Source organism: Bradyrhizobium sp. USDA 4454, from assembly GCF_054822705.1.
On sequence record NZ_JBTRCN010000001.1, the window covers coordinates 359,239 to 382,824 of the forward strand.

A 23,586-nucleotide genomic window follows, 5' to 3' on the forward strand; every position below is an offset into this window, starting at 1 on the left:
CGTCGCGACCGTTCATTTGCCCGCGAAGATCGAGGTCCGATGAAGAAGGAAGAAGTAGAAGCTATCTTCGAGCGGGGCGACTTGGGGCCGATCGAAGGCTATCTGGAGGCCGTCGCGGCCGAGAAACAATTGCCTGCGGCCGCGGTCGGAATGTGCCTGATCAGGATGGAAGAGGCAGCCCCCGCGCTGCGCGCCGTCGTCGCCCGGGCAGGGAACGGCGAGGAGCTGTCCGACGATGAGGCCAGGCTGCTGTTCCGAGGTGTCTACATCCTCGGTGGAGCTCGTGACACGGATGTTTGCCGCGACCTGCTGCGATTGCTGCGGAGGCCCGAAAGCGAACTTGATGACCTGTTGGGTGACTGCCTGACCGAAAGCATGGCGCGCATTGTCGCCGGCGTCTTTGACGGAGATGTCGACGCCTTGTTCAGTCTGGTCGTGGATCAGTCCGTCGATCAATTTGCGCGCGAGCAGGTTCTCGGTGCCGCCACCTTTCTCGCTTGGAATGGAATGATCGGGCGGGATCGCATGCAGCAGCTGCTCGAAGCATTCCACGAGCAAAAGCTGGCGGACGACGAGGACCAGGCCTGGTACGCGTGGCAGCAGGCAATCGCCCTCCTGGGGCTGCGCGAGCTTGCGCCGTTGGCGTATCGTGCTTTCGAGGACGGCCGCATACCCGATTGGATGATAGAACGCCGCGAGTTCGACGAGATGCTCGTCGATGCCGAGCGACGACCCGAGGAAATCGCACGATTCGAGGAAGTTGGCCTCGGCTATATCAAGGATGCGGTCCAGGAAATGGAAGGGACCGACTACAACTACCTTGAGACCTTGGACGGCCTAAATGACCCCTTTGGGGACGATCCCGGTACATTGTGGAGCCCCACCGAACCCGTGAGGAATCCCCTCCGTCATGTCGGACGCAACGACCCATGCCCATGCGGAAGCGGCAAGAAGTACAAGAAGTGCTGCCTCGCCAATCAGGGGTGATCAGCCCTTGGTGGCCTTCACGATCCGGATCAGCTCGGCGCCGTAATGCTCGAGCTTCTTGTCGCCGATCCCGGCGATGTTGCGCAGCTCGCCCAGCGTGTCCGGACGCATCGCGGCGATGCCGTCGATCGTGGAATCATGCAGCACCACATAGGCCGGCACGCCGCGCTGCCGCGCGACCTCCGAGCGCCAGGCGCGCAGCGCCGCATGCAGCGCGGGGCTGGCGACGCCGCCGGGGCTGTCGGCGGCGGGCGCAAGCTCGCCGCGGCGCGACCTGTCGCGGATCGCGCGGTTGCGCGCGCCTTCCGGCTGCTCGCGCAGCATCACCGCGGTCTCGCCCTTCAGCACGCCGCGGGCGCTGTCGGTCAGTTTCAGTGCGCCGAAGGCGTCGCTGTCGGCGCGCAGATGGCCCATCGCCACCAGCTGGCGCAGCACCGCCCGCCATTGCTTCTCGTTGAGCTCGCGGCCGATGCCGAATACCGACAATTGGTCGTGGTTGAACTGCTTGACCCGCTCGGTCAGTCGCCCGACCAGTACGTCGATCAGGTGCATGGCGCCGAAGCGTTGGCCGGTACGATACACGCAGGACAACAGCTTCTGCGCCAGCACCTTGCCGTCGCGGACCCGCGGCGGCGCCAGGCAGTTGTCGCAATTGCCGCAGCTTTCATCGGCTCGCGTCTCGCCGAAATAGCCGAGTAGGCGTTGCCGCCGGCAATGCACGGTCTCGGCCAGCGCGACCAGGGCGTCGAGCTTGCCGACGGAGACGCGCTTGAAGGCGTCGGAGCCGGTCGATTCATCGATCATGCGGCGCTGCTGCACGATGTCGGAGAGGCCGTAAGCCATCCACGCCGCCGACGGCTTGCCGTCACGGCCGGCGCGTCCGGTCTCCTGGTAATAGGCCTCGATGCTTTTCGGCAAATCGAGATGCGCCACGAAACGGACATCGGGCTTGTCGATGCCCATGCCGAACGCGACCGTTGCGACGATCACAAGGCCGTCCTCGTTGAGGAAGCGATCCTGATGCCGGGCGCGCAGGCCGGCATCGAGCCCGGCATGATAGGGCAGCGCCGGAATGCCGGCCTCGTTGAGCGCCGCCGCGACGTCCTCGACCTTGGCGCGCGAGAGGCAATAGACCACGCCGGCGTCGCCGGCATGCCGCTCCTTGATGAAGTTCTTCAGCTGCGTGGTCGCGTTCTGCTTGTCGACGATCTCATAGCGGATGTTGGGCCGGTCGAAGCTCGCGACGAATTCCGGCGCGTCGGTGAGCTGGAGCCGATCGGCGATCTCCTTCCGCGTCAGCGCATCCGCGGTCGCGGTCAGCGCGATGCGCGGTATCTTGGGGAAGCGCTCGGCGAGCGCCGATAGGCCGATATATTCCGGACGGAAGTCATGGCCCCATTGCGAGACGCAATGCGCCTCGTCGATCGCGAAAAGCGCGATCTGCGCCTGGCCGAGCAGATTGAGGCAGCGCGGCGTCAGCAGCCGTTCCGGCGCGACATAGAGCAGATCAAGATCGCCGGCCAGCAGCCGCCGCTCGACCTCGGAGGCTTCCTCATAGGACAGCGTCGAATTCAGCACCGCGGCGTTGACGCCGGCCTCGGTGAGGCCCGCGACCTGGTCGCGCATCAGCGCGATCAGGGGCGATACCACGATGCCGCAGCCGTCGCGCAGCAGCGCCGGCAGCTGGTAGCACAGCGACTTGCCGCCGCCGGTCGGCATCAGCACCAGGCAATTGCCGCCATCGGTGACGTGGCGGATGATCTTCTCCTGCGCGCCGCGGAAGTCCGACAGGCCGAAAACGGAACTGAGCACGGACCGCGCGTCGCGGGGCGGAGCGGATGCGCGATCGAGGGCGGGCTGGGCGGTCATGATCCCTTGTTTGATCCCTTGCGACTTCCCCCGGATGTCTGTGGGGTCAACAGGCGGTGATCGACGTCTTACGGGCGAAACGATAGCGGAACGAAGGGTGTTAATACACGTCCCAACAACAAACTCAATTCAGGCATGACGGGTCGGCTGCGGATCATCACAGGCATTGTCGCGATCGTGCTGGTCGCAGGCGTGACGGCGGCCTTCGCAGTCGCCTGGCGGCCCGAGGTCGCGGCCATTGCACCGCCGCGGCCCGATACCTTTGATCCCGATATCGTCAAGCGCGGCCGCGATCTCGCCGCGATCGGCAATTGCAACTCCTGCCATACCGTGCAGGGCGGCGCGAACTACGCCGGCGGGCTTCCGGTTCCGACGCCGTTCGGCACCATCTTCTCATCGAACATCACGCCGGATGCCGAGAGCGGTATCGGGGACTGGTCGGAGCAGGCGTTTATTCGCGCGATGCGCTCTGGCCTCAGCCGCGACGGCCGGCATCTCTATCCGACCTTTCCCTATGACCATTTCACCAACGTCTCCGAGGCGGACGACCGGGCACTGTACGCGTTCCTGATGACGCGACAGCCGGTCCACGCCTCGCCGCCGGCCAATCAATTGGCATTTCCGCTCAACTATCGGCCGCTGATTGCCGCCTGGAAGCTGCTGTATCTTCGCGCCGGCGATGTGCCTTCCGACGCGGCGAAGGGTGCGGATTGGAACCGCGGCGCCTATCTGGTCGAGGGGCTCGCGCATTGCGGCGCCTGCCATACGCCGCGCAACGCGCTCGGGGCCGAGCAGGCGAATGCGCAGTTTGCCGGCGGCGACGTCGACAATTGGCACGCCTATGCGCTGAACGACTCTTCGCACGCGCCGGTGCGGTGGACCGCCGACGCATTGTACGCCTATCTGCGCCATGGCTGGCACAGCGATCACGGCACCGCGCGCGGGCCGATGGCTGAGGTGGTCGGCAATCTGGCGTCGGTGGCCGACAGTGACGTGCGCGCGATTGCGGTGTACATGGCCGACATTTCGGGTGCGCCGGCGCAGGATCGCAATCCGCCCGCGGATGCTGTCGCGCAATCGTCCTCAGATGATGCGGCGCAAGCCCAACCAGCGGGTGCTGTGATCTATGCCGCGGCGTGCGCGGCCTGCCATGAGGGCAACCGGGCGCTGCCCTATGGCGGCGTCAATCTCGCGCTCAGCACGGCGTTCACAAGCCCGGATCCGCGCAACCTGCTCAACATCGTGCTGTCAGGCGTCGGCGCCGTCGCGGGCGAGCGCAGCCCGATCATGCCGGGCTTCGCGCCCAGCATCGATGATGCGCAGATGGTCGCGCTTGCGAACTACCTGCGGAGCCGGTTCGGCAAGCGGCCGGCGTGGAGCAATCTCGACAAGGCCGTGCGCGATGCGCGCGCGGTGCAGGCCGCGTCGCTCGCGGCGCGCGATGCGCCTGCGGACTCCAAACAGCGAGGCAAGCCATGATGACAGTGAAGGTCAATGGCCGGAACCATCAGGTCGACGCCGACCCGGATACGCCGCTGCTCTATGTGCTGCGCGATGATCTTGCGCTCAATGCCGCCAAGTTCGGCTGCGGGCTCGGCCAATGCGGCTCCTGCACCGTGATCGTCGATGGCAAGGCGGTGTTGTCCTGCGTCACGCCGCTGCTGCTCGTCGAGGGCAAGCAGGTGACGACCCTGGAGGGGCTCGGCACCGTTGCCGCGCCGGCGCCGATCCAGCGCGCCTTCATGGAGGAGCAGGCCGCGCAATGCGGTTACTGCATCGCCGGGATGATGATGCGCGCGCAGGCGCTGTTGATGCGCAACCCGAAACCATCGGATGCGCAGATCCGCGCCGAGCTGGAGCCGCATCTGTGCCGCTGCGGTACCCATATGCGCATCCTGCGCGCGGTGCACCGCGCCGCCAGGCTGATGGATACGGCCGACGCCGCAAGCGACAGGAGCGTGCGATGACCGGGCCGCTGGTTCTCGATCGCCGCCGCGTGCTGGCCGGTGGCGGCGCGCTGATCGTCAGCTTCTCGCTGCGCCATGCGGTGGCGCAGGAGAAGGCTGTGCAGAGGCCGAAGCTGCCGGGTAGTCTCGCGACCTCGCCCGATCTGGATTCCTGGATCCGGATCGATGCCGACGGCCAGATCACGGCGTTCACGGGCAAGGCCGAACTCGGGCAGGGATTTAAGACTGCGTTCCAGCAGATCGCCGCCGAGCAGCTCGATATCCCGTTCGATGCGCTGAAGGTGATCACCGCTGACACAAAGCTCACGGCGAACGAGGGCTACACCTCGGGCAGCCATTCGATGCAGGACAGCGGCACCGCGATCCTGCATGCCGCAGCGCAGGCGCGTGCGCTATTGGTTGCGGAGGCCGCAAGGCGCTTCGACCTGCCGCCTGACGGGCTGCGAACCGAGAACGCGGCGGTCATCGCTCCTGATGGCCGCCGCCTCGGCTATGGCGAGCTCGTGGCCTCTGACATGCTGCACGTCCAGGCGCAGCCGACATCGCACCTGAAGGATCCGGCGCGACTCACGGTGATGGGACAGCCGGTGCCGCGCGTCGATATTCCCGCGAAGGTCACCGGCGGCGCGGCCTATGTGCAGGATATGCGGCTGCCCGGGATGGTGCATGCCCGTGTGGTGCGTCCGCCGGGCTACGGCGCGCAGCTCGCCGAATGCGACACGGCGGCGATCGAGAAAATGCCCGGCGTGATCGGGATCGTGCGCGACGGCAATTTCCTCGCCGTGGTGGCGGAGAAGGAGTTTGCCGCGGTCAAGGCCATGCACGCGCTATCGGCGGCGGCGAAATGGCGGGAGAGTGCCAGGCTGCCGAACCAGCACGATCTGGCAACTATGCTGACTGCGCTGCCGTCGCAGGATTTTGCGATCTTCGAACGCAGCGATCCCGCAGTGAGCGGCGTGCGGTCGCTCGAAGCCACCTACACGCGGCCCTACCAGTCGCATGGCTCGATCGGGCCATCCTGCGCGGTCGCGCATTTCGTCGACGGCGCGATGACGGTATGGACGCATACGCAAGGCGTCTACCCGGACCGGCAGGCGATCGCCGAGATGCTCGGCCTGCCGCAATCGAGCGTCCGCCTGATCCATGTCGAGGGCTCCGGCTGCTACGGCCACAACGGCGCCGACGATGCCGTGGCCGACGCCGCGCTGATTGCCCGTGCGTTTCCCGGCCGCCCAATTCGCCTGCAGTGGACGCGCGAGCAGGAGCATGGCTGGGAGCCGTTTGGTCCGGCGATGGTGACGAAGCTGAGTGCATCGCTGGATGGCAACGGCAAGATCGCCGACTGGAATTTCGCGGTGTGGAGCAACACCCATTCGATGCGGCCGGGCGGCGCCGGTTCGCTGCTCGCGGCCCAGCATATGGCGCGATCGTTCGCGGTGCCTGCGCCAAAGCCGTTGCCGCTACCCGAAGGCGGCGGCGACCGCAACGCGATCCCGATCTACAATTTTCCGAACACGCATGTGATGCATCACTTCATTGCAGCGATGCCGCTGCGGATCTCCGCGATGCGCGCGCTCGGTGCCTATCACAATGTGTTCTCGATCGAGAGTTTTATGGACGAGCTGGCGGATCTTGCCGGGGATGACCCGGTCGAATTTCGCTTGAAACATCTCGACGATCAGCGCGGCCGCGCAGTGGTCGAGAAAGCCGCCCGGGAATTCGGCTGGACGCGCGGGCAGAAGGCACCGCAAAACCGCGGCTATGGCTTTGCGTTCGCGCGCTACAAGAATCTCGCCGCCTATTGCGCCATCGCATCCGAAGTGGAGGTCGATCGCGAGACCGGGCGCGCGCGGCTGGTGCGCTCGGTTGCCGCCGTCGATGCCGGCCAAGTCGTCAATCCGGATGGTATCACCAACCAGATCGAGGGTGCGATCGTGCAGTCGACGAGCTGGACCTTGTACGAAAGCGTCACTTTCGACGATGCGAGGATCACCAGTATTGACTGGCAGACCTACCCGATCCTGCGCTTCAATGCCGTGCCGGACAGTATCGTCGTCCACATCATCAATCGCCCCGGCCAGCCGTTCCTCGGCAGCGGCGAGACCGGGCAGGGTCCGGCCGCCGCGTCGCTGGCCAATGCCATTGCGCACGCGACCGGCAAGCGGCTGCGCAATTTGCCGCTCAGTCGCAAGCGGATCAAGGATGCGATCGATGCGTAGAGCGTTTTCGAGCGAAGTGGACCCGGTTAGCGTGGAGAAATGCGTCGGAGCTAGGAGCCCGTCGGCGCGGGTGGCGCCGGGGGCGGCGTCATCGGCTCGACCATGTAGGTCGTCGGCAGGTTGATCGGCTTGTAGGTCGCGTTCTTCTCCATGCGCTCCACAACCGAGGCATGGATGATGGCACCTTCCGGTATCGGCCGCGGCTCGCCCATTGGCAGGTAGAAGCCGAGAAAGGATTTGCGCTCCGGCCATTCCTTCCATTTGTCGCGCTTCGGAATCCACTCCAGGATTTCCCAGGCGGCGGTCAGCGAATTGTGCAGCGGCGCGGTCGCGCTCGGCGGCACATAGTCGTGGGCGTGCGGCGGCAACGGCATTCCCCAGGCGAGATGATCGATCAGCGCCTGGTCCATACGCAGCCCGGCGGCCTTGGCCTGCTCGAGCATCCAGACCAGCGGAAACTTCGATGGCCCGCTCTGATCCTCCGGATAGCCGCCGCCGACGTCGGAGTGCACGCCGGCGAACCAGACCTGGCGGATGTCCTGCTCCACCGCCGTTGTCGGATCGAACGGATCGGAGCGAAATTTCTGCGGCTCGATCCAGCGATTGAGGCGGAACATGCGTCTGCGCTCGTCGATCGAAATCGCCTGGCGGAAACGCCTGACGCTGGAATTGGTCCGGGTGAACAGCAGCGTCTGCAAGTCGAACAGGAAGTTGTCCTGCCGCGGCACGATGATCGAGGCGACGGTGTCCCAGACGCCGACGAATTCGATGTCGATGTTGCGGCCGCCGGCAATCTGGCTGAAATGCCAGGCTTCCTTCAGCGGGGCATCGTCGAACGTCCCGTCAGGCTTCTGGGCGTCGGAGCTCGCCTTCTTGTAGGTCGAGAACGCGTAGTCCGCGAGGTCGAGCTGGTCGACCGGCAACAGTCCCATCACGTGGACGAAGGCCGCCAGCACGCGCACGGTATAGGCGCCGCGGCTGAAGCCGAACATCCAGACCCGGTCGCCGGGCTCCCAAACCCGGCACAGGAACTGGTAGGTGCCGAGCGTGTCCTCGTCGAGACCGGCGCCGAAGGCCAGCCCGAACAGGCCGCGCACTTGCTGCTTGAAACGGCCCCAGCTGCTTTGCAAGCCGACCGTGCCGAGACCCGGATGATAGTAGATCCGCTGCCGATCATCCTTGTCGGTGACGCGAAACAGCTTCAGCACGTTGGAAATATTGGCGCCGATCTCGTTGCCGGTGCCGTCGCACATGATGACAATATCTTTCGGCATCCGTTGCCCCTGCGGTCGCCGTGAAAATCGCGGCCTCAATGTACGGCGGAATACGGGTAAGGTTCAATCTCCAATTGAAGGCGGCTCCGTGTACGCGGCGTGACGGGCGGACAGTCGGTATCGATCTCAGCCGCGTGCGCACGCCTCGCGGCGATCGGCAGAATTCAATTGCAACATTTCTGAAAAGGTGGGAATCTCACCGGCACTCATTGCGATATTGCGTTGATTTTTTCTCCCGTTCAGGGATTTCGCCGGTGCGCGCGATCATCTTGCTTGCTGCCGTCAGCAGCTTCCTCGACAAGGGCAGGAACGGATCGGCATGAGCCACCAAGCTCTCGTGACGGTCATTCTCGCGGGTCTGGTGGTGATTGCGTTTGTACTGTTCTGGTGGGTCGGCCGCTACTCCGATCGGGTCTTTGCCAACCGGTTTCCCACCCGCTTTCCGGAGAAGACGTTGAGCTACACCGGCGGCCAGCTCGGCACGCTGGTGCAGTCCAACCTTCGAATCAAGTACGTCTTCCCGATCCTGTTTCCTCTCGACCTCATCGTCATGCTGGCGCTGGCGGGTTCGATGGGCGCGGCGTCATCGCACTGGCTCAACCAGATCCATCCGTCCGCGGCGTGGCTCGGCCTGGTCGTGCCGGCGGTGTATCTGCTCAGTGACCTGATCGAGGATTGTCTGCTGGCCTGGCTGCTGCTGCACGGCAACCCGCACGCGGCGGCGCGCTCCGTCTCGGTGCTGAAGGCGATCACGACGATCAAGCTGGTCAGTGTCACTGCCTCGATCGCGCTCACGCTGATTGCATTCGTCGGGTGGCTGTTCCACACCGAGTCGCTTGCCATCTAAAGCGCGATGAGATTCGGTTGAATCGTCATCGCGCGTTAGCGACTTGTTTGAGCATGATCTTCCTGGAAAACCGCTTCGCACTTTTCCGGATCATGCGTTAGGCCACGCGGCCTATTGATAGGTCGCCACGATGTCCGACACCGCGCGCTCGAGCTGCTGGGCGGTCGCGCATTGGCGCACCACGGTGCAAAAGGTTGCGTAGCGCGGCATCTCGGAATCGCCAAAGCCCCAGACCATGCGGCCCTCGGGATTGAGCCAGACCAGCCGTTTGGAGCGCTCGCCGATGCGGCGCAGAATGTCGGCGCGCGGATCGAGATTGTTGCTGCGGGCATCGCCGAGTACGATCACCGTGGTCTGCGGCGAGATCGCGCTCATCCAATTGTCCTCGAAATCGGCGAAGGAGTTGCCGTAGTCGGACGAGCCGAAGCCGACCTTGGACATGATCTCCTTCATCGCCTCCTCCGGCGATTTCGATTCCAGGATGTCGCTGACCTCGATCAAATGGCCCGAGAACGCGAACGAGCGGACGTCGTCGACCACCTCGTGCAGGCTGTGGATCAGGAGCAGGAAGAAGTCCGAGACGCGGGCGACCGAGCCGGAGACGTCGCACAGCGCCACGATCTTCGGCCGGTCGCGATGCTTGCGCTTCCAGGCGGTGAGGAACGGCACGCCGCCCCAGGCCGCGTTCCGCCGGAGCGTGCGGCGGACGTCGAGATGGCCACGGCGCTGGCGCTTGCGCGGCTTCGAATAGCGTTCGCGCAGCCGGCGCGCGATCTGGCGGATCAGCGTCCGCATCTGCTCAACCTGCCGCGGCTCGATCCGGGCCAGCGGGGCGTTGCGCAGGATCTCGTTGCGCAGGTTTTCGGCCTCTTCGCGGCCGTAGAGCAGCAAGGCTTGCGAGACCGCATCGCGCACCGTGCCGCGCAGGCCGTTGAGCGCCTCCTGCAAGCGCTCGGCGAGCGCGGGATTCGTCGCGGTCGCATTGTCGATATCGTCGCGCAGGCGCTGGATGCCCATCGCATCGAGAATGCGGGTCTGGAAGATGCCGCGCTGGGTGAAGTAGCGGATGTCGGGCAGCGATGCGGCGCCGGAGGCGTTGGCGATCGCGGTCGAGATCGCGGAGCGGTCCTGCGACAGCAGCATCTGCGCCAAGGGCCCGACATCCGCATTGGCGGCGCCGCCCGCCATGTCGCCGTGCTCGTCGGCCGAGGGGTTGGCGCCGGATTCGCTGTTGTCGTCGGTCTTGGTCTGCTCGGCGTTCTCCTGCTGCGGCTCGGGCTGGCTGAAGAACAGGTCGAAGCATTCGCCGAGCGCGCGCTTCTCGTCCTGGGTCTTGGCGAGCGTCAGCAGGAACGTGTCGCGCAGGATGTCGCGATCGTTAAAGCCGACCTGGGCGACCGCCCGCATCGCATCGATGCTTTCGGCCGGCGAGACCCGGACCCCGGCTCCCCGCGCCGCACGAAAGAAGCGATGCAGGTTCTCGCGCATGCGGGTCTAACTGAAAACGCCCTGGCGCGACGCCTTGGCGATGAAGGACGAGATCTGCGGCGTCGCGGCCTCGATATCGGCCTCGTATTTCAGCAGCACGTTGAGCGTGTCCTTGACGATCTCGCTATCGAGTTCGCTCGCCTGCAGCAGCACCAGCACGCGTGCCCAGTCGATCGCCTCGCTGACCGAAGGCAGCTTCTTCAGGTCGAGTGAGCGGATCTCGTGGATGAAGCCGACCATCTGCTTGCGCAATGTCTGCGAGATACCCGGCACCCGACTCTCGACGATCCGCTCTTCCAGCCTCTGCTCGGGGAAGCCGATATGCAGGTGCAGGCAGCGCCGTTTCAAGGCGTCGCCGAGATCGCGCTCGCTGTTCGAGGTCAGGATCACGGTCGGCGGCGCCACCGCGGAGACGGTGCCGAGCTCGGGGATCGTGACCTGAAAGTCGGAGAGGATTTCCAGGAGCAACGACTCGAATTCGGCGTCCGATTTGTCGATCTCGTCGATCAGCAGCACGCAGCCGGCGGGCTGCTCCAGCGCCTGGAGCAGCGGCCGCGGCTCGACGAATTCCTTGGAGAAGAACACGTCGCCGAAGGTGTGGAGCTGGTCGAGCGCCGCGGCCAGCGATTGCGCGCCGCCGAGCACTTCGCCGAGCTTGTCCTTCAGGATCTGGGTGTAGAGCAGCTGCTTGGCGTATTTCCACTCATACAGCGCCTTGGCCTCGTCGAGGCCCTCATAGCACTGCAGGCGGATCATCTTCATGCCGCGCCAGGCGGCGATCGCCTTCGCCAGCTCGGTCTTGCCGACGCCGGCAGGCCCTTCGACCAGGATCGGCTTCTCGATCTGCTGCGACAGATAGACCGCGGTCGCGATCTGCCGGCTTGCAATGTAGCCTTGCGCGGCGAGGCCGCTTTCCACGGCCTCGATCGAGGCGGTGGGCCTGGTGTCAGCCACGAGGATCAGCTCCGAATTTGCCTTGAACTCGGACCTGTTCTGCGCCCGTTGCGGGCAAAGCACAAGGCTCGTTCGGCCCGCAACGGCATGGGAGGTTAAAGGCCGGGGTTAGCGCATGGTTCCCGGGGTATTCCGCCGAGCGCAATACGCGGACGCGTAGCCCGGATGGAGCGCAGCGCAATCCGGGAAAGTCCACCGCGGCTGCAGTTCCCCGGATTGCGCTGCGCTCCATCCGGGCTACGCAGCGCTCAACTGGCGCAGCTCTTCACGAAATCCTTGCGCTGCGGGCCGACGATTTTCTGGTCGATCGCCTGCTTCAGGCAGTCGAGATGCGCCTGCGCCATGCAGAGCTGCATCTGGTCGTGCCGGTCCTGCCCTTTCAGCGCCTTCGCTGCGCTCTGGCAGGCCGCCCGCTTCGCGCCGGGCACGGACGCCGCTGCGACGCTCGCTTGTGCAGGCGGCTCCGCCGCCGGCGCTGCTGCCGGTGCGGGGGCTGAAGTTGATTGCGCGAATGCTGCGACCGAAACCAGCAGCGAACCAGCCGAAACAAGGGCGACGACAAGACGTTTCATGGGATGTGCCTCCGCGGGCATGATCCGGAGACGCGGATATCGGCTGTCCGGAACATCATGCTCAGACCAGGAAAGGATCATGGCGCGATCTCGAGGTCGCGCCATGATCCACGGGGAGGCCGACAATTAGAGGCCGCCACCTGAATGCGTCGTGAACAGGCCGGGCGCGTTTCATCTCAGGGTGAGGCCGGTCGCGGCCTCGAGCTCGCCGATCGCCTGCGCGGCGTTCGCGACCTTGATCGTGGTCATGCCCATCTCCCGCGCCGGCTTGAGATTGACGCCGAGATCGTCGAGATAGACGCAGTTCGTAGGATTCACCTGCAGCGCCTCCACCATCATCCGGTAGATGCGCGGATCGGGCTTGCGCAAGCCGATCTTGGCGGACTCGATGACATGGTCGAACAGCGCCATCACCTCGGCGACATAGAGCGTGCGCCCGCTATGGCTGCCGATCGCGTTCGACGGCAGATTGTTGGTGATGCAGCCGGTCTTGAATTTTGCCTTGATGCGCTTCAACGCCTCGACCATTTCGGGGCGCAGGTCGCCGGAGAGCAGCGGCAGCACGTCCTTGCCGCGCACCTCGGCGCCAAGCGCCTTCGATTCCCTGGCGAACAGCTCATCGAACGCATCGATCCCGATCTCGGCCCGCTCGAACTTGGCCCAGGCGTTTTCCAGATGGTTGGCGGCATTGGTGCGGCGGATGATGTCGATCGGCAGACTGCGCTCGGTCTCATAGCGCGCAAATGCCTCGAACGGCGAGGTGGTCAAGACGCCGCCGAAATCCCAGATCACTGCCTCGATCATTCTTTCCTGCCCAATCAGACGTTGCTTGGGGCAGCGGCTAACACGGATCGGGGATCGGGGCCAGCCCGATCCGGCGCTTGTGCGGCGCTTGGCGATTTGCGCGGCGCGGGCTATTGCTGCGCCGATGAACAAGCCCCAACTGATCCTGGCGGCCATCGCGTCGCTCGTGTCCGCTCCCGCGTCAGCCATCGTCGGTGGCGGCGCGCCGTCGACGGATGGCGTTGCGCGTGCGGTCGTCACCATTGTCGGCTCGCGCGGCAATTTCTGCACCGGCGCGCTGATCGCACCGAACGTGGTGCTGACTGCAGCGCATTGCGTGCAGCCAGGCGCCGACTACAAGATCGTCGAGTACGGCGCGGATCGCCAACCGAAGCTGCAGGACGTCAAAATGGTCGCGATCCATCCAGCCTTTCGGATGCAGGCGATGACCAATCATGTCGCGACCGCCGATGTCGCGTTGCTGCAGCTCGCAATGCCCGCAACAGGCAAAGCGCCGGCTGTGCTCGGCATGCCGAACATTCCGATCCAGGTCGGCGGCCGCTTCACCATTGCCGGCGTCGGCGTCACCGTGCGTGGCGACGGCAAGAGTGGCGGCAGCACTCGCGTCGCCGGCCTGATCGCGAGCGGCAAGCCCGGCACGCTGCAGATCCGCCTAGTCGATCCGATCGGGCAGGGCGTGCGCGACGGGCTCGGCGCCTGCACCGGCGATTCCGGTGCGCCGGTGTTCGAGGACAAGCCAGGCGGGCCCGTCATCGTCGGCGTGGTCAGTTGGTCGACCGGGCCGAACGGCACCGCCGGCTGCGGCGGCATCACCGGCGTGACGCCGCTGACGCTCTATCGCGACTGGCTGATGCAGACCGCGCGGCAGTGGGGGGCGAGCTTCTGAGGCGGTGGCGGTCGAACCGCTGACGCGTTCAGAGCTCCGTCATCCTGAGGAGCCGCGAAGCGGCGTCTCGAAGGATCGACGGCCACCAGCCGGGCCGAGCATCCTTCGAGACGCGCGGAGCCCGTCATCGGGCCGCGCTTTGCGTGGACCCGGTGGCGCTCCTCAGGATGACGCGAGGGGCAGGGCGCGCCCGACCCTAATGCCCCGCAGCCTTGTTCGCGGCGGCGTTGTTCAGCACGATCAGGCCGTCGACGGCGACGCCGAGCTTGCGGTTGATCAGGAAGGGGTTGACGTCGATCGAGGCGATGCGGCCGTTGGCGTCGGCCATCAGGTTGGAGAGCCCGACCAGCGCCTTCACCGCCGACGGCTCGTGCAGCGCCGGCTTGCCGCGATAGCCCTTCATCTTGACGCCGGCCTTGGTCCTGGCGATCAGCTGCTTCGCCTCGGCATCATCGAGCGGTGCGCCGGCCAGCGCCACGTCCTTCATCAGCTCGATGTCGACGCCGCCGGTGCCGAACAGCACCACGGGGCCCATCTCGGCATCGAGCGAGGCGCCGACCACGAGCTCGAGGTCGGCCTTGACCTGCTGCGCGATCAGGATGCCCTCGAGCTTCGGCTTGCCTTTCAGCTTCTTCACCCGCGCCGTGATGTCGTTGAACGCCTTCTTCACCTCCGCCGCATTGGCGAGGTTCAGCACCACGCCGCCGACGTCGGATTTGTGCAGGATGTCGGGGCTGACCACCTTGGCGACCACCGGAAAGCCGATCGCCTTGGCGATCTTCACGGCCTCGGCCGCAGTCTGCGCAACGTCTTCCTTCGAGATCGGGATGCCATAGGCCTTGAGCAGCTTCTTCGAGGCGACCTCGTCGAGTGCGGCGGCGCCGTTGGCGGCCTTCAGCGTCTTTTCCAGCACCACGCGCGCGGACGCCGTCGAGCTTGACGTGATGTCGGGTACTTCCTTGCGCAGCCCGGCGTATTCGATCAGCGACTTGATCGCGCCGACCGCGCGGTCGAGGCCCTGCATGACCGCGATATTGGGCAGCGACTTGCGCAGGCCCTTGGTGAAGTCGGTGAAGCCGATCGACATCGCGCTGATATAGATCACCGGCTTGTTGGCCTGGCCGGCCATGTCGTTGACGATGCGCAGATTGCGCTCGCGCAGCTCGTGCGGCGCTTTCGGCAGTTCGGCATCGATGATGACGATGTCAGTATCGGGATCGTCGATCATGATCTTGATCGACTTCATGTAGACGGAAGGATCGACCACCGCGGCGAAGCCGGCGTCGAGCGGGTTGCCAACGATGCTGCCGGGGCCGAGCATCTTGGCGAGCTGCTCCGATGTGCTCTCGCTCAGGGGTGCGAAGTTCAGGCCGGCGGAGTAGAACGCATCGATCAACAGCCCGCGCTTGCCGCCGGACAGCGACACCGCCGCCAGCCGATTGCCCTTCGGCGGATCGGCGTGCACGAAGCACTCGGTGGTTTCGATCAGTTCATCCAGCCCGCGCACCCGGATCACGCCTTCGCGGGTCGAGATCGCGTCGAACGTCTCGATCGAGCCGGCGAGCGCGCCGGTATGCGCCATCGCAGCAGCCCGGCCGCCCTCGGAGGCGCCGAGCTTGAGCGCGATGACCGGCTTGCCGGCAGCGCGCGCGGCCTTGCAGGCATCGCGGAACACCTTTGTGTTCCTGACGCCTTCGAGATAGACCACGATGACACGGATGCTCGGATCGGCGGCGAAATAGCTCATCAGATCCGGCGTCTCGAGACCGGATTCGTTGCCGGTCGTGACCATGTAGCCGACGCCGACGCCGCGATCCTCCAGCGCCTGGCGGATCGCCATCACGATGGCGCCGGACTGGCCGGCGATCGCCACCGCGCCCTGCTCCATGGTGACGATGCGGTCGTCGATATTGGTGAACAGGTTCTCGCCGGCGCTGAGATTGCCGAGGCAATTCGGGCCGGTGACCGCAAGCCCGGTCTCCTTGATCGCCTGCTTCAGCTCGACCGCGAGCCGCTGGCTCTCTTCATCCTGCAATTCGCTGAAGCCTGACGTGACGATGGTCGCCGAGCGCGCCCCCGCCGCGGCGGCGTCGCGGATCACCTGCACGGCAAAGCGGGCCGGCACCAGCACCAGCACATGGTCGGGTTTCTCGGGGAGGCTCGCGAAGTCCTTGTAGCAGGTGACGCCCCAAATCGCCTCGCGCTTGGCGTTGATCGGATAAAGGCCCCCGGCATAGCCGTACCTGACCAGGTTGTTCCAGATTCGTTCGGCATAGTTGCCCGGCTTGTCGGTGGCGCCGACCAGCACGATGTTGCGCGGGTGGAGCATTGCGTGGATGCTTTTGACGATGTCACTGGCATCGGCGGGCGGCGCCCATTCGCGGGACGGATGAGACGCGGTGCGTGCGAGAGCTTCCATGGAGCCTGCCCTTATCCTTGTTCTGCTTGTTCCTCTGGCCCACGGTCAATCACCGCAGGACATGATTTTTCATTGTTTTTATGGCTGATGGAAGGGGGTAGCAACTCACGCTGGCGCAAGTCAGGGCATCGCGCGCAATATCCCGGCACGCGAAAATTGACGCGGGTCAAGAACCCGATTCGATCAGAGTCGCGTGCAACAGATAACGCTCGGGCCCCGATGTCAGCGCGTCGAACGGCCAGCAGGTCGACAGCACCAGCTCGTATTTATCGGTGATGGGATCGATACCGGATTGATCGAAGCGGACTACCGCGCTGCGGTCCGTCCTGTAGCGAAAAATCCTGCCGTCGCTTCGCGTGACGTCGATCTCGTCGCCGATTGTGACATCTTTCAGAAAGCGGAAATGGGTGTCGCGATGCGCGGAATAAACCGCGACGCCCGGCTGCCCGGCATCGACGCTCTGCTCGACATGACCGGGACCGAACGCCAGCGCCTGGCCGCTGCTGCCGGCGAGCACGATCGCTGACGCGTGCAGGCGCTTCACCTCGATCCGGGCCACCGGCCAGGTATCGGCCCAGCTCCATGGTTTCACGGGTTGGCCGGTCGCGATGCTCTGTGTAAAGGCGCGCTCCAGCAGCACCTGCGCGAGCAGCGCTTTGGCGTGGATATAGACGCCCTGGCCGAACAGGATCAGGCCGATGAGAGCGAAGGCGAGCGGGAGGATGAAGCGGCGCATGTCGTTTCTTCTGCCGTCATTCCGGGGCGCGAAGCGAACCCGGAATCTCGAGATTCCGGGTTCGATGCTGCGCATCGCCCCGGAATGACATTTGTGGGTTGAGAAAAGTGGCGCGCGCGGCCCCTGGGGGACGGGTGGGAAGGCCGCGCGCGCTGTTGAAGGAGGAGGTCGGGGGCACCTCCTCCTTTCATCCGACGTCATTGGGGCGACGTCTGACGTCGGTTGAACACCAGAAGCAGGAGGCTGACCGTGAGCAGGATCACACCCGCGATCATCTTCATTTCGGCATCGGTCGCGGTCTTCGGCAGCTGGATCGTGCCGGGACCTTGCGTGGCGACCGGTGACCGCTTCAGCGCGGCGAGCTGAAGCTTGCCGTCGCTTGCCTCGGCGCGACGTTCGGTGGGAGCAGTCGGCAGGCTCGGGCGCTCGCCGAACACCTTTGCGAAATCCCAGCCCGCGGGCAGGTTGAGCGGCAGCTCTGCGAGCTTCAGCGGCTCGCCGTCGGGGCGGCTCGGCGTCTTGTCGACCGCAACGAGGCTGGTCAGCCGCGTCACGAGCTGATGCTCCAGCGCCAGCGCGAGGATGGTCTTGTCGGCATCTTCGGGGCTCCGCTGCCGCGTGGTGCGCGCGACCTCGGCATCCGCGATCTTGCGGCGCGCCCAGAGTTTCGACAGGCCCTTGCCTTCGGCGGCGTTCGCGAGCGGCAGCGTCACGCTCCACGGACGGTCGCCGATGCGGCCCTTGATCTCGATCGAGCCGGTGAGCTTGTCGAGCTTCGCGGCCAGCACCAGCGGCTCGTCGCGATAAACGTCGGGCAGCGCGGACGGCGTCAGGTCGGCGGTCGCCTCGGAGAACTTCGCGGACAGGTTGGTCACCGCGGGATTCTCCAGCTTGGCGAACAGGTCGCGCATGCGTTCGTCAACCTGCTCGACCGAGCCGATATGGGTGAAGGTGCCGCGGCCGAGTTCGGCCGCGCGCGTCATCAGATAGGTATTCGGCGCTGAGCCGATGCCGACCATGAACACCCGCGAGCGCCCGCGAAGTGCGCTGATCGTTTCGAACAATTGCTGTTCGTTGCCGATCGCGCCGTCGGTCAGGAACACGACTTGGCGCACATGGTCGGCGTCGTCGTGATTGGTATCGGACAGCGCAGCGCGCATCGCCGGCACCATCTCGGTGCCGCCGCGGGCCTGGATCGCACTGACGAACGAGGTCGCACTGCCGATATTGCTGCTGTTTGCCGCAACCGGCGCCGGGAACAGCGTGTCCATGGTATCGTCGAAGCGGATCACGTTGAAGCGATCGGTCGGTTGCAGGCGACCGAGCGCGTAATTGAGACTCGCCTTGGCCTGGATGATCGACGTGCCGCCCATCGAGCCGGAATTATCGATCACGAAGATCACCTCACGGGGGAGCTGCTTCTGCTGCGCCTGCTCGACCGACGGCGGCGTGACGAAGGCCAGCAGATAGTCGGAATTGACGACATGCTCGCGGAACAGCCCGACCGACGGCGCCTTCTCGGCAGCCGGCCTCCAGGTCAGCTCGAAATCGCGATCGGCCGGCACCGGGCCTTCGGTAAGCCTGACGACGCGCGTTGTGCTGTCGGGGCTCTCGATCTTGACCTGGTGGAAATGGCTCTTCACGTCGCCGAGTGAAAAGCCGGCGTTGAGATGCACCGTGATGTTGGTCGGATTGACCGGTGCATTCGTGGCGGGATCGAGCACCTCGGATGCGATGCGGTCGCGATCCGGCACCGGATCGGTCGTGGTGGCGCCCCAGCCGCTGCCATCGGCGCGGAGGTCGACGCTCTGCACGACGGGCCGCGGATTGTAACGCGGGCCGACCACCATCGGCACCCGCAGCGAAAATTCATTGCCGTTCTGCTGCACCGGCTCCTGATATTCGATCTGTACCAGCACGGTTTCACCGGGACCGATATTGGCGACCGAGTTGGTAAAGATGTTGGGCCGCTCCTGCTCGGTGAGCGCGGCCTTCTGGCCGCTCTGCTTGGCCTGCTCGTAGATCGCGCGGGCCTGCTGCCGCTCCTTGATGTCGCCGATCACGATGCGATCGCCGACCACCATCTTCAGCGTATCGACCGCGCCGCCCGGCGGCAGCGGGTAGACATAGGTCGCTTCCACCCAGTCCTTGGTCGGGTTGCGGAAGATCTGGGTGACGCGGGCGCGCACGGTCGGGCCCGACACCGTGAGGTCGACATCGATGCCGAGCCTCAGCGCGTCCTGGTAGCCGTAGTCAGTCTTGAACAGCAGCGAGCCGGAGCGCGCATCCAATGGCCGCAGCACCGCCTGTTGCGGCAGCTCGGCCGACCACACCGGATCGAAACTCACAAACAGTGCCGCGAAGCCGATCGCCAGTGCGGCGACGCCTTCCACCAGGAAGAACAGCGCAATCCGCATCCTGCGCGACATGCGGATCTGCGGACTCCTCTCACATGCATCGTAAATCGTCATTTTCGTCACTCCCGAGCGAGGCTTTCGCTGCCTCGCAATCATGGAGAACGGCGGTTTTGGCGCGAGCAGAATGATCGGCAATGATTGGCCGCCGTCCGGCGCGCTCCGCCGCCGGCCGAGGCGGGTTTGTGCGGTTTTGTGATGGGTTGTCCGGTCTGCTAGACTGCGCCAATTCATAGAGAACCCGCCGCAGGACCACGATGTCGACGTCTGACAAGCAACTGTCCGCCGAGCAGAGCCAGCAGGTCGCGGAGACCATCCGCGAGGAAATCGCGCGCCGCCGGATCTCGCGGCAGACGCTGGCCGAGCAGGCCAAGCTCAGCCTGTCGACCCTGGAGAAGGTGCTCGGCGGTCGCCGCCCGTTCACGCTGGCGACCACCGTGCGGCTGGAGCAGGCGCTCGGCGTGTCGCTGCGCAAGCTGCCGGAAGCGATCAAAGTGGTCGTGCCCGCCAATGGCGGGATCGCGCCCGACAGCCTCGGATCCTATTCCCGCCGTTCGGTGGCGCGGATCGAAGGCACCTACATCACGGTGCGCCCGTCGTTCGGCGAACAGGGCGCGCTCTACGCCTACCGCACCGAGATCATTTGGGACGATGCGACATCATCGCTCGGCTTCCGCGAGGGCGAGCGACAGGACGCCGACTATACGCAGTATGGCGAGGTCGCGGTGCCGAATGAATCCGGCTTCGTCTACCTCGTCACCAACCGGCACGGCCAGCATCGCGTCATCACGGTCTCGCGCCCGCGCAATTCCGGCGAGATGTACGGCATCATCACGACCTTGCTCGCCGGCCGCGGTTCGCTATTGACGCCGGTCGCGGCGCCGATCGCATTCCTGCCGGCGAAGAACGTCGCCAAGCCAAGCCTTGGCCGGGTGTCGGCCGACGATCCCAACTTCGTCCTCTATCGCGAGCATCTGCGTCGCACCATCGACGAGCCGTTCGCGATCTTTCTGCCGGGATCGCGTTGACAGGATAGGATGCGAGTTCCGTCATCCTGAGGAGCGCGGCACGCGCGTCTCGAAGGATGCACGGCCACCGGCCGGGCCGTCGACCCTTCGAGACGCCGCATCGCGGCTCCTCAGGGTGACGGTGAGAGAGTCACATGCGCCCGCAAAGCAACGAAGCCGCCCGAATGGGCGGCTTCGCGATGTGCTTGCTCGTCGAGAGCCCAGCGCTAGCCGCCGGCCTCGGCGCTGATGATGTCGCCGAACAGCTCCCACTGTCCGTTCTTGAACTGCATCATCTTGAGCTGCTCGACCGGCGCGAAGTCGGTCGGGCTGGTGTTGATCTTGATGCCGGGGATCAGCGTGTCGGGCACAAAATCCTTCAGGCTGGCGGCCTGCTTCATCACGTTCTCACGCGTCAGGTCGTCGCCGGCCTGCTTCAGCACCTGCACCATGGTCTGCGCGGCGGCGTAGCCATAGACCAGATTGGCGTCGGACAGGTTGGCGCCCGGCATGTACTTCTCGGCGAAGGCCATGAACTTCTTCATGCCCTCGTCGTTCTTCCACTGCGGATCGGAGGCGTCCTTGAGATAGCCGGCCGACAGCACGCCTTCCGAGGCCTCGAGCCCGGCGGGCTTCATCACGGCGCCGATCGAGATCGAGACGTCGGTCATCACCTGCATCGGCTTCCACTGGAGCTCGGCGATCTTCTTGATCGCTTGCGCCGCGAATTTCGGCGTCGAGATGTTGACGAACACGTCGGCGCCGGTGTCCTTTAGCTTGACGATGTGGGAATCGATCGACGGCTCCGTAGTCTCGTAGCTTTCCTCGGCGATGATCTTGACGCTCGACTTGTCGAGCACCTCCTTGAGGCCGACCAGGTAGTCCTTGCCGAAATCGTCGTTGGCATAGAAGATCGCGACCTTGGCATCCGGCTTGGCCTTGAGGATGTACTTGCCGAAGATCCGCGCCTCGACGCGATAGCTCGGCTGGAAGCCCATCGTCCACGGGAAATCCTTCGGGTCGTTCCACTTGCTGGCGCCGGTGGCGAGGAACAGCTGCGGCACCTTCTTGGCGTTGTGATACTTCTGCACCGCGGTCTGGGTCGGCGTGCCCAGCGCGTTGAACACCAGGAAGACCTCGTCGCTTTCGATCAGCTTGCGGATCTGCTCCACGGTCTTCGGCGGCGAGTAGCCGTCGTCATACGAGATCCAGTTGATCTTGCGGCCGTTGATGCCGCCCTGATCATTGATCATCTTGAAATAGGCTTCCTCGGTCTTGCCGATGATGCCGTAGGCGGAGGCGGGACCGCTATAGGCCTCGACGTTGCCGATCTTGATCTCGGTGTCGGAGGCGCCGGTGTCGTACTTCTTTTGTGCAAAGGCGGCCTGGGTGGAGAGCAGGCAGAGCACCGCGGCGGCGGCCAGCAGCGACAATTTTTTTGTGGTTTTCATACAGGCAATTTCCTTGATTGATTCTGGTTGGGGACTGACGCAACGAACCCGCAGCCGTCCCGGCAGCCGGTTGCGGGGTATCTGTCGTCGCGGCGAGGCCCGGAATGCGCAAGACGCGCGTTAAGGTCACGCCGCGGTATCGGTTGGCTTCGGCTGGCTGAATTGTTGCCGGAGCGTCGGCTTATGAATCTTGCCTGCCGCATTGCGCGGCAGGGCATCGATGAATTCGATCAGGCGCGGGCATTTGAAACGCGCCAGATTGGCCTGGCAGTGCGCGTGGATTTCGGCCGGCGTCAGCGTATGGCCCGGCTTCACGGCGATCACGGCCATCCCGACCTCGCCCCATTGCTCGTTCGGAATGCCGATCACGGCGGCCTCGGCCACGGCCGTCAGTTGATGCAGCACGCTCTCAACCTCGGCCGGATAGACGTTCTCGCCGCCGGAGATGTACATGTCTTTCCAGCGGTCGACGATGTAGTAGAAGCCCTCCTCGTCGATCCGCGTGGCATCGCCGGTGTGCAGCCAGCCGTCGGTGAAGGAGGAGGCATTGGCGTCCGGCCGGTTCCAGTAGCCCGGCGTGATGTTCGGGCCCTTGACCCAGAGTTCGCCGAGCTCGCCGACCGCGGCATCGCTGCCATCGGGTCGCACGATGCGCACTTCGGTGTGCAGCACCGGCTTGCCGGACGAGCCGGCCTTGCGCGCGGCATCCTCGCGGTCGAGCACCATCACCGCCGGCGAGGTCTCGGTCATGCCATAGCCCTGCTGCAGCGCGACGCCGCGCGCCTCCCAGATCTTCAGCAGCGGCACCGGCATCGGCGCGCCGCCGACGCCGCCGATCACGAGGCGGCTGAAGTCCGCGGTGGCAAAACTCGGATGCTGCGCCATGAACTGATAGATCGCGGGCACGCCGAAGAACACGTTGATGCCTTGCGCAGGATCGCCAATCAGTTTCAGCGCCTCGCCGGGATCGAACGCGCGCATGATCAGCACCGTGCCGCCGGCATGCAGCACCGGGTTGGTGTAGCAATTCAGCCCGCCGGTGTGGAACAGCGGCAGCACCGTCAGCAGCACCGAGGCCGGCGAGATGTAGGCGGGACCGCCGAGATTGACGCAATTCCAGAACGTCATGCCGTGCGTGATGATCGCGCCCTTGGGCTGGCCCGTGGTGCCCGAGGTGTACATGATGGTCGAGATGTCATCGAGCGTGACCTCCTCGAACCGTTCGAGCGGCTTGGCCGCCGCGATACCGGCTTCATAGGCACCGCCCGCGCCGAGCCGCACGGTGGACGCGACGTCGCAGAGTTTGGCGACCGCAAGCGCGGTCTCGGCGAGGTCGTCGTCATGGATCATCACTTTTGGTGAAGCGTCGCCGGTGATGTAGCGCAGTTCAGGGACGGTGAGGCGGGTGTTGAGCGGCAAGAAGATCGCGCCGATCCGGAAGCAGGCGAACTGCACCTCCAGCGTATCGGTCGTGTTCAGCGCCAGCACCGCGACGCGGTCGCCGCGCGCAACCTTCAGCCCGTCGCGCAGCCAGGCGGCGAGCCGCGACACGCGGGCATCGAGCTCCGCATAGCCAAAGCGACGTCCGCTTGCGAGATCGACAAGCGCCGTCTTGTCCGGCGTGCGCCGGCGATGATGCGCGATCCAGTCGTAGTAACGAACCGGCACATGTCCCTCCTCCGGAACGGCAGT

At 65.2% G+C, this 23,586-nt stretch carries 19 protein-coding genes; 7 read left to right on the forward strand and 12 right to left on the reverse strand.

From position 1 onward, the window contains the following. Positions 1-39 precede the first annotated feature (39 nt). Positions 40-987, forward strand: coding sequence for a DUF1186 domain-containing protein (locus ACVIW0_RS01695; RefSeq protein WP_461350740.1), 948 nt, complete (start codon positions 40-42; stop codon positions 985-987). On the opposite strand, the gene recQ is transcribed toward ACVIW0_RS01695, so the two are convergent. Continuing rightward, the gene (gene recQ / locus ACVIW0_RS01700; protein ID WP_461350741.1) at positions 988-2,856 is read right to left on the reverse strand and encodes a DNA helicase RecQ; all 1,869 of its coding nucleotides are present in this window, start codon (positions 2,854-2,856) and stop codon (positions 988-990) included. A 135-nt stretch (positions 2,857-2,991) separates the two neighbouring features. Between recQ and ACVIW0_RS01705 the strand changes: the two genes are divergently transcribed. The 3 genes from ACVIW0_RS01705 to ACVIW0_RS01715 are packed head-to-tail and all read left to right on the forward strand — an operon-like array spanning position 2,992 to position 7,042. Beyond that, the gene (locus ACVIW0_RS01705) at positions 2,992-4,335 is read left to right on the forward strand and encodes a c-type cytochrome (protein WP_461350742.1); all 1,344 of its coding nucleotides are present in this window, start codon (positions 2,992-2,994) and stop codon (positions 4,333-4,335) included. Beyond that, the gene (locus ACVIW0_RS01710) at positions 4,332-4,823 is read left to right on the forward strand and encodes a (2Fe-2S)-binding protein (protein WP_461350743.1); all 492 of its coding nucleotides are present in this window, start codon (positions 4,332-4,334) and stop codon (positions 4,821-4,823) included. Before ACVIW0_RS01705 ends, ACVIW0_RS01710 begins: the two co-directional genes overlap by 4 nt. Next, positions 4,820-7,042 (forward strand): xanthine dehydrogenase family protein molybdopterin-binding subunit, encoded by a 2,223-nt coding sequence (locus ACVIW0_RS01715; RefSeq protein ID WP_461350744.1) that lies wholly within the window; start codon positions 4,820-4,822, stop codon positions 7,040-7,042. Before ACVIW0_RS01710 ends, ACVIW0_RS01715 begins: the two co-directional genes overlap by 4 nt. A gap of 50 nt (positions 7,043-7,092) precedes the next feature. Here the strand turns inward: ACVIW0_RS01715 and ACVIW0_RS01720 are convergent, their stop codons facing one another. Together ACVIW0_RS01720 and ACVIW0_RS01725 are read right to left on the reverse strand one after the other, a co-directional pair. Then, positions 7,093-8,316: a DUF2235 domain-containing protein gene (locus tag ACVIW0_RS01720; protein WP_461350745.1), complete on the reverse strand. Its 1,224-nt coding sequence runs from the start codon at positions 8,314-8,316 to the stop codon at positions 7,093-7,095. 196 nt (positions 8,317-8,512) lie between these two features. Beyond that, a complete protein-coding gene (locus tag ACVIW0_RS01725; RefSeq protein ID WP_461350746.1) occupies positions 8,513-8,644 on the reverse strand; it encodes a hypothetical protein in 132 nt (43 codons plus the stop codon). On the opposite strand from ACVIW0_RS01725, the gene ACVIW0_RS01730 reads away from it, so the two are divergent. Beyond that, positions 8,636-9,163, forward strand: a complete 528-nt coding sequence (locus ACVIW0_RS01730) for a hypothetical protein (protein ID WP_461350747.1) — start codon at positions 8,636-8,638, stop codon at positions 9,161-9,163. The genes ACVIW0_RS01725 and ACVIW0_RS01730 overlap by 9 nt on opposite strands. 111 nt (positions 9,164-9,274) lie before the next feature. Here ACVIW0_RS01730 and ACVIW0_RS01735 read toward each other — a convergent pair whose 3' ends face one another. The 4 genes from ACVIW0_RS01735 to ACVIW0_RS01750 form a co-directional block, all read right to left on the reverse strand. After that, the gene (locus tag ACVIW0_RS01735; protein WP_461350748.1) at positions 9,275-10,651 is read right to left on the reverse strand and encodes a vWA domain-containing protein; all 1,377 of its coding nucleotides are present in this window, start codon (positions 10,649-10,651) and stop codon (positions 9,275-9,277) included. Between the two features lie 6 nt (positions 10,652-10,657). Next, positions 10,658-11,605, reverse strand: coding sequence for an AAA family ATPase (locus tag ACVIW0_RS01740; protein WP_461350749.1), 948 nt, complete (start codon positions 11,603-11,605; stop codon positions 10,658-10,660). 248 nt (positions 11,606-11,853) lie between these two features. Next, positions 11,854-12,177: a hypothetical protein gene (locus ACVIW0_RS01745; protein WP_461350750.1), complete on the reverse strand. Its 324-nt coding sequence runs from the start codon at positions 12,175-12,177 to the stop codon at positions 11,854-11,856. Positions 12,178-12,348: 171 nt separating this feature from the next. Beyond that, positions 12,349-12,981 (reverse strand): HAD-IA family hydrolase, encoded by a 633-nt coding sequence (locus tag ACVIW0_RS01750; protein WP_461350751.1) that lies wholly within the window; start codon positions 12,979-12,981, stop codon positions 12,349-12,351. 124 nt (positions 12,982-13,105) lie between these two features. Between ACVIW0_RS01750 and ACVIW0_RS01755 the strand changes: the two genes are divergently transcribed. Further along, positions 13,106-13,867: a S1 family peptidase gene (locus tag ACVIW0_RS01755; RefSeq protein ID WP_461350752.1), complete on the forward strand. Its 762-nt coding sequence runs from the start codon at positions 13,106-13,108 to the stop codon at positions 13,865-13,867. A 196-nt stretch (positions 13,868-14,063) separates the two neighbouring features. Here the strand turns inward: ACVIW0_RS01755 and ACVIW0_RS01760 are convergent, their stop codons facing one another. From ACVIW0_RS01760 to ACVIW0_RS01770, 3 genes are all read right to left on the reverse strand, one after another. After that, positions 14,064-16,286, reverse strand: a complete 2,223-nt coding sequence (locus ACVIW0_RS01760; RefSeq protein WP_461350753.1) for an acetate--CoA ligase family protein — start codon at positions 16,284-16,286, stop codon at positions 14,064-14,066. A gap of 166 nt (positions 16,287-16,452) precedes the next feature. After that, complete coding sequence (locus ACVIW0_RS01765; RefSeq protein ID WP_461350754.1) at positions 16,453-17,022, reverse strand: class GN sortase; 570 nt, start codon at positions 17,020-17,022, stop codon at positions 16,453-16,455. 197 nt (positions 17,023-17,219) lie between these two features. After that, on the reverse strand, positions 17,220-19,493 hold the full coding sequence (locus ACVIW0_RS01770; RefSeq protein WP_461350755.1) for a marine proteobacterial sortase target protein: 2,274 nt from the start codon (positions 19,491-19,493) through the stop codon (positions 17,220-17,222). A 200-nt stretch (positions 19,494-19,693) separates the two neighbouring features. Here ACVIW0_RS01770 and ACVIW0_RS01775 point away from each other — a divergent pair, with 200 nt between their 5' ends. Next, positions 19,694-20,464, forward strand: a complete 771-nt coding sequence (locus ACVIW0_RS01775) for a helix-turn-helix domain-containing protein (protein ID WP_461350756.1) — start codon at positions 19,694-19,696, stop codon at positions 20,462-20,464. Between the two features lie 206 nt (positions 20,465-20,670). Here the strand turns inward: ACVIW0_RS01775 and ACVIW0_RS01780 are convergent, their stop codons facing one another. After that, complete coding sequence (locus ACVIW0_RS01780; protein ID WP_461350757.1) at positions 20,671-21,894, reverse strand: ABC transporter substrate-binding protein; 1,224 nt, start codon at positions 21,892-21,894, stop codon at positions 20,671-20,673. A 126-nt stretch (positions 21,895-22,020) separates the two neighbouring features. Further along, on the reverse strand, positions 22,021-23,562 hold the full coding sequence (locus tag ACVIW0_RS01785) for an acyl-CoA synthetase (protein WP_461350758.1): 1,542 nt from the start codon (positions 23,560-23,562) through the stop codon (positions 22,021-22,023). Positions 23,563-23,586: the final 24 nt, after the last annotated feature.

What these genes read in the sequence shown, in the direction of transcription:
- ACVIW0_RS01755 (WP_461350752.1), top strand. Translation starts at nt 13,106, where the DNA reads ATGAACAAGCCCCAACTGATCCTGGCGGCCATCGCGTCGCTCGTGTCC.
- ACVIW0_RS01695 (WP_461350740.1), top strand. Translation starts at nt 40, where the DNA reads ATGAAGAAGGAAGAAGTAGAAGCTATCTTCGAGCGGGGCGACTTGGGG.
- ACVIW0_RS01750 (WP_461350751.1), bottom strand. Translation starts at nt 12,981, where the DNA reads ATGATCGAGGCAGTGATCTGGGATTTCGGCGGCGTCTTGACCACCTCG.
- ACVIW0_RS01760 (WP_461350753.1), bottom strand. Translation starts at nt 16,286, where the DNA reads ATGGAAGCTCTCGCACGCACCGCGTCTCATCCGTCCCGCGAATGGGCG.
- ACVIW0_RS01730 (WP_461350747.1), top strand. Translation starts at nt 8,636, where the DNA reads ATGAGCCACCAAGCTCTCGTGACGGTCATTCTCGCGGGTCTGGTGGTG.
- ACVIW0_RS01775 (WP_461350756.1), top strand. Translation starts at nt 19,694, where the DNA reads ATGTCGACGTCTGACAAGCAACTGTCCGCCGAGCAGAGCCAGCAGGTC.
- ACVIW0_RS01710 (WP_461350743.1), top strand. Translation starts at nt 4,332, where the DNA reads ATGATGACAGTGAAGGTCAATGGCCGGAACCATCAGGTCGACGCCGAC.
- ACVIW0_RS01720 (WP_461350745.1), bottom strand. Translation starts at nt 8,316, where the DNA reads ATGCCGAAAGATATTGTCATCATGTGCGACGGCACCGGCAACGAGATC.
- ACVIW0_RS01735 (WP_461350748.1), bottom strand. Translation starts at nt 10,651, where the DNA reads ATGCGCGAGAACCTGCATCGCTTCTTTCGTGCGGCGCGGGGAGCCGGG.
- ACVIW0_RS01765 (WP_461350754.1), bottom strand. Translation starts at nt 17,022, where the DNA reads ATGCGCCGCTTCATCCTCCCGCTCGCCTTCGCTCTCATCGGCCTGATC.
- ACVIW0_RS01705 (WP_461350742.1), top strand. Translation starts at nt 2,992, where the DNA reads ATGACGGGTCGGCTGCGGATCATCACAGGCATTGTCGCGATCGTGCTG.
- ACVIW0_RS01770 (WP_461350755.1), bottom strand. Translation starts at nt 19,493, where the DNA reads ATGACGATTTACGATGCATGTGAGAGGAGTCCGCAGATCCGCATGTCG.
- ACVIW0_RS01715 (WP_461350744.1), top strand. Translation starts at nt 4,820, where the DNA reads ATGACCGGGCCGCTGGTTCTCGATCGCCGCCGCGTGCTGGCCGGTGGC.
- ACVIW0_RS01745 (WP_461350750.1), bottom strand. Translation starts at nt 12,177, where the DNA reads ATGAAACGTCTTGTCGTCGCCCTTGTTTCGGCTGGTTCGCTGCTGGTT.
- recQ (WP_461350741.1), bottom strand. Translation starts at nt 2,856, where the DNA reads ATGACCGCCCAGCCCGCCCTCGATCGCGCATCCGCTCCGCCCCGCGAC.
- ACVIW0_RS01780 (WP_461350757.1), bottom strand. Translation starts at nt 21,894, where the DNA reads ATGAAAACCACAAAAAAATTGTCGCTGCTGGCCGCCGCCGCGGTGCTC.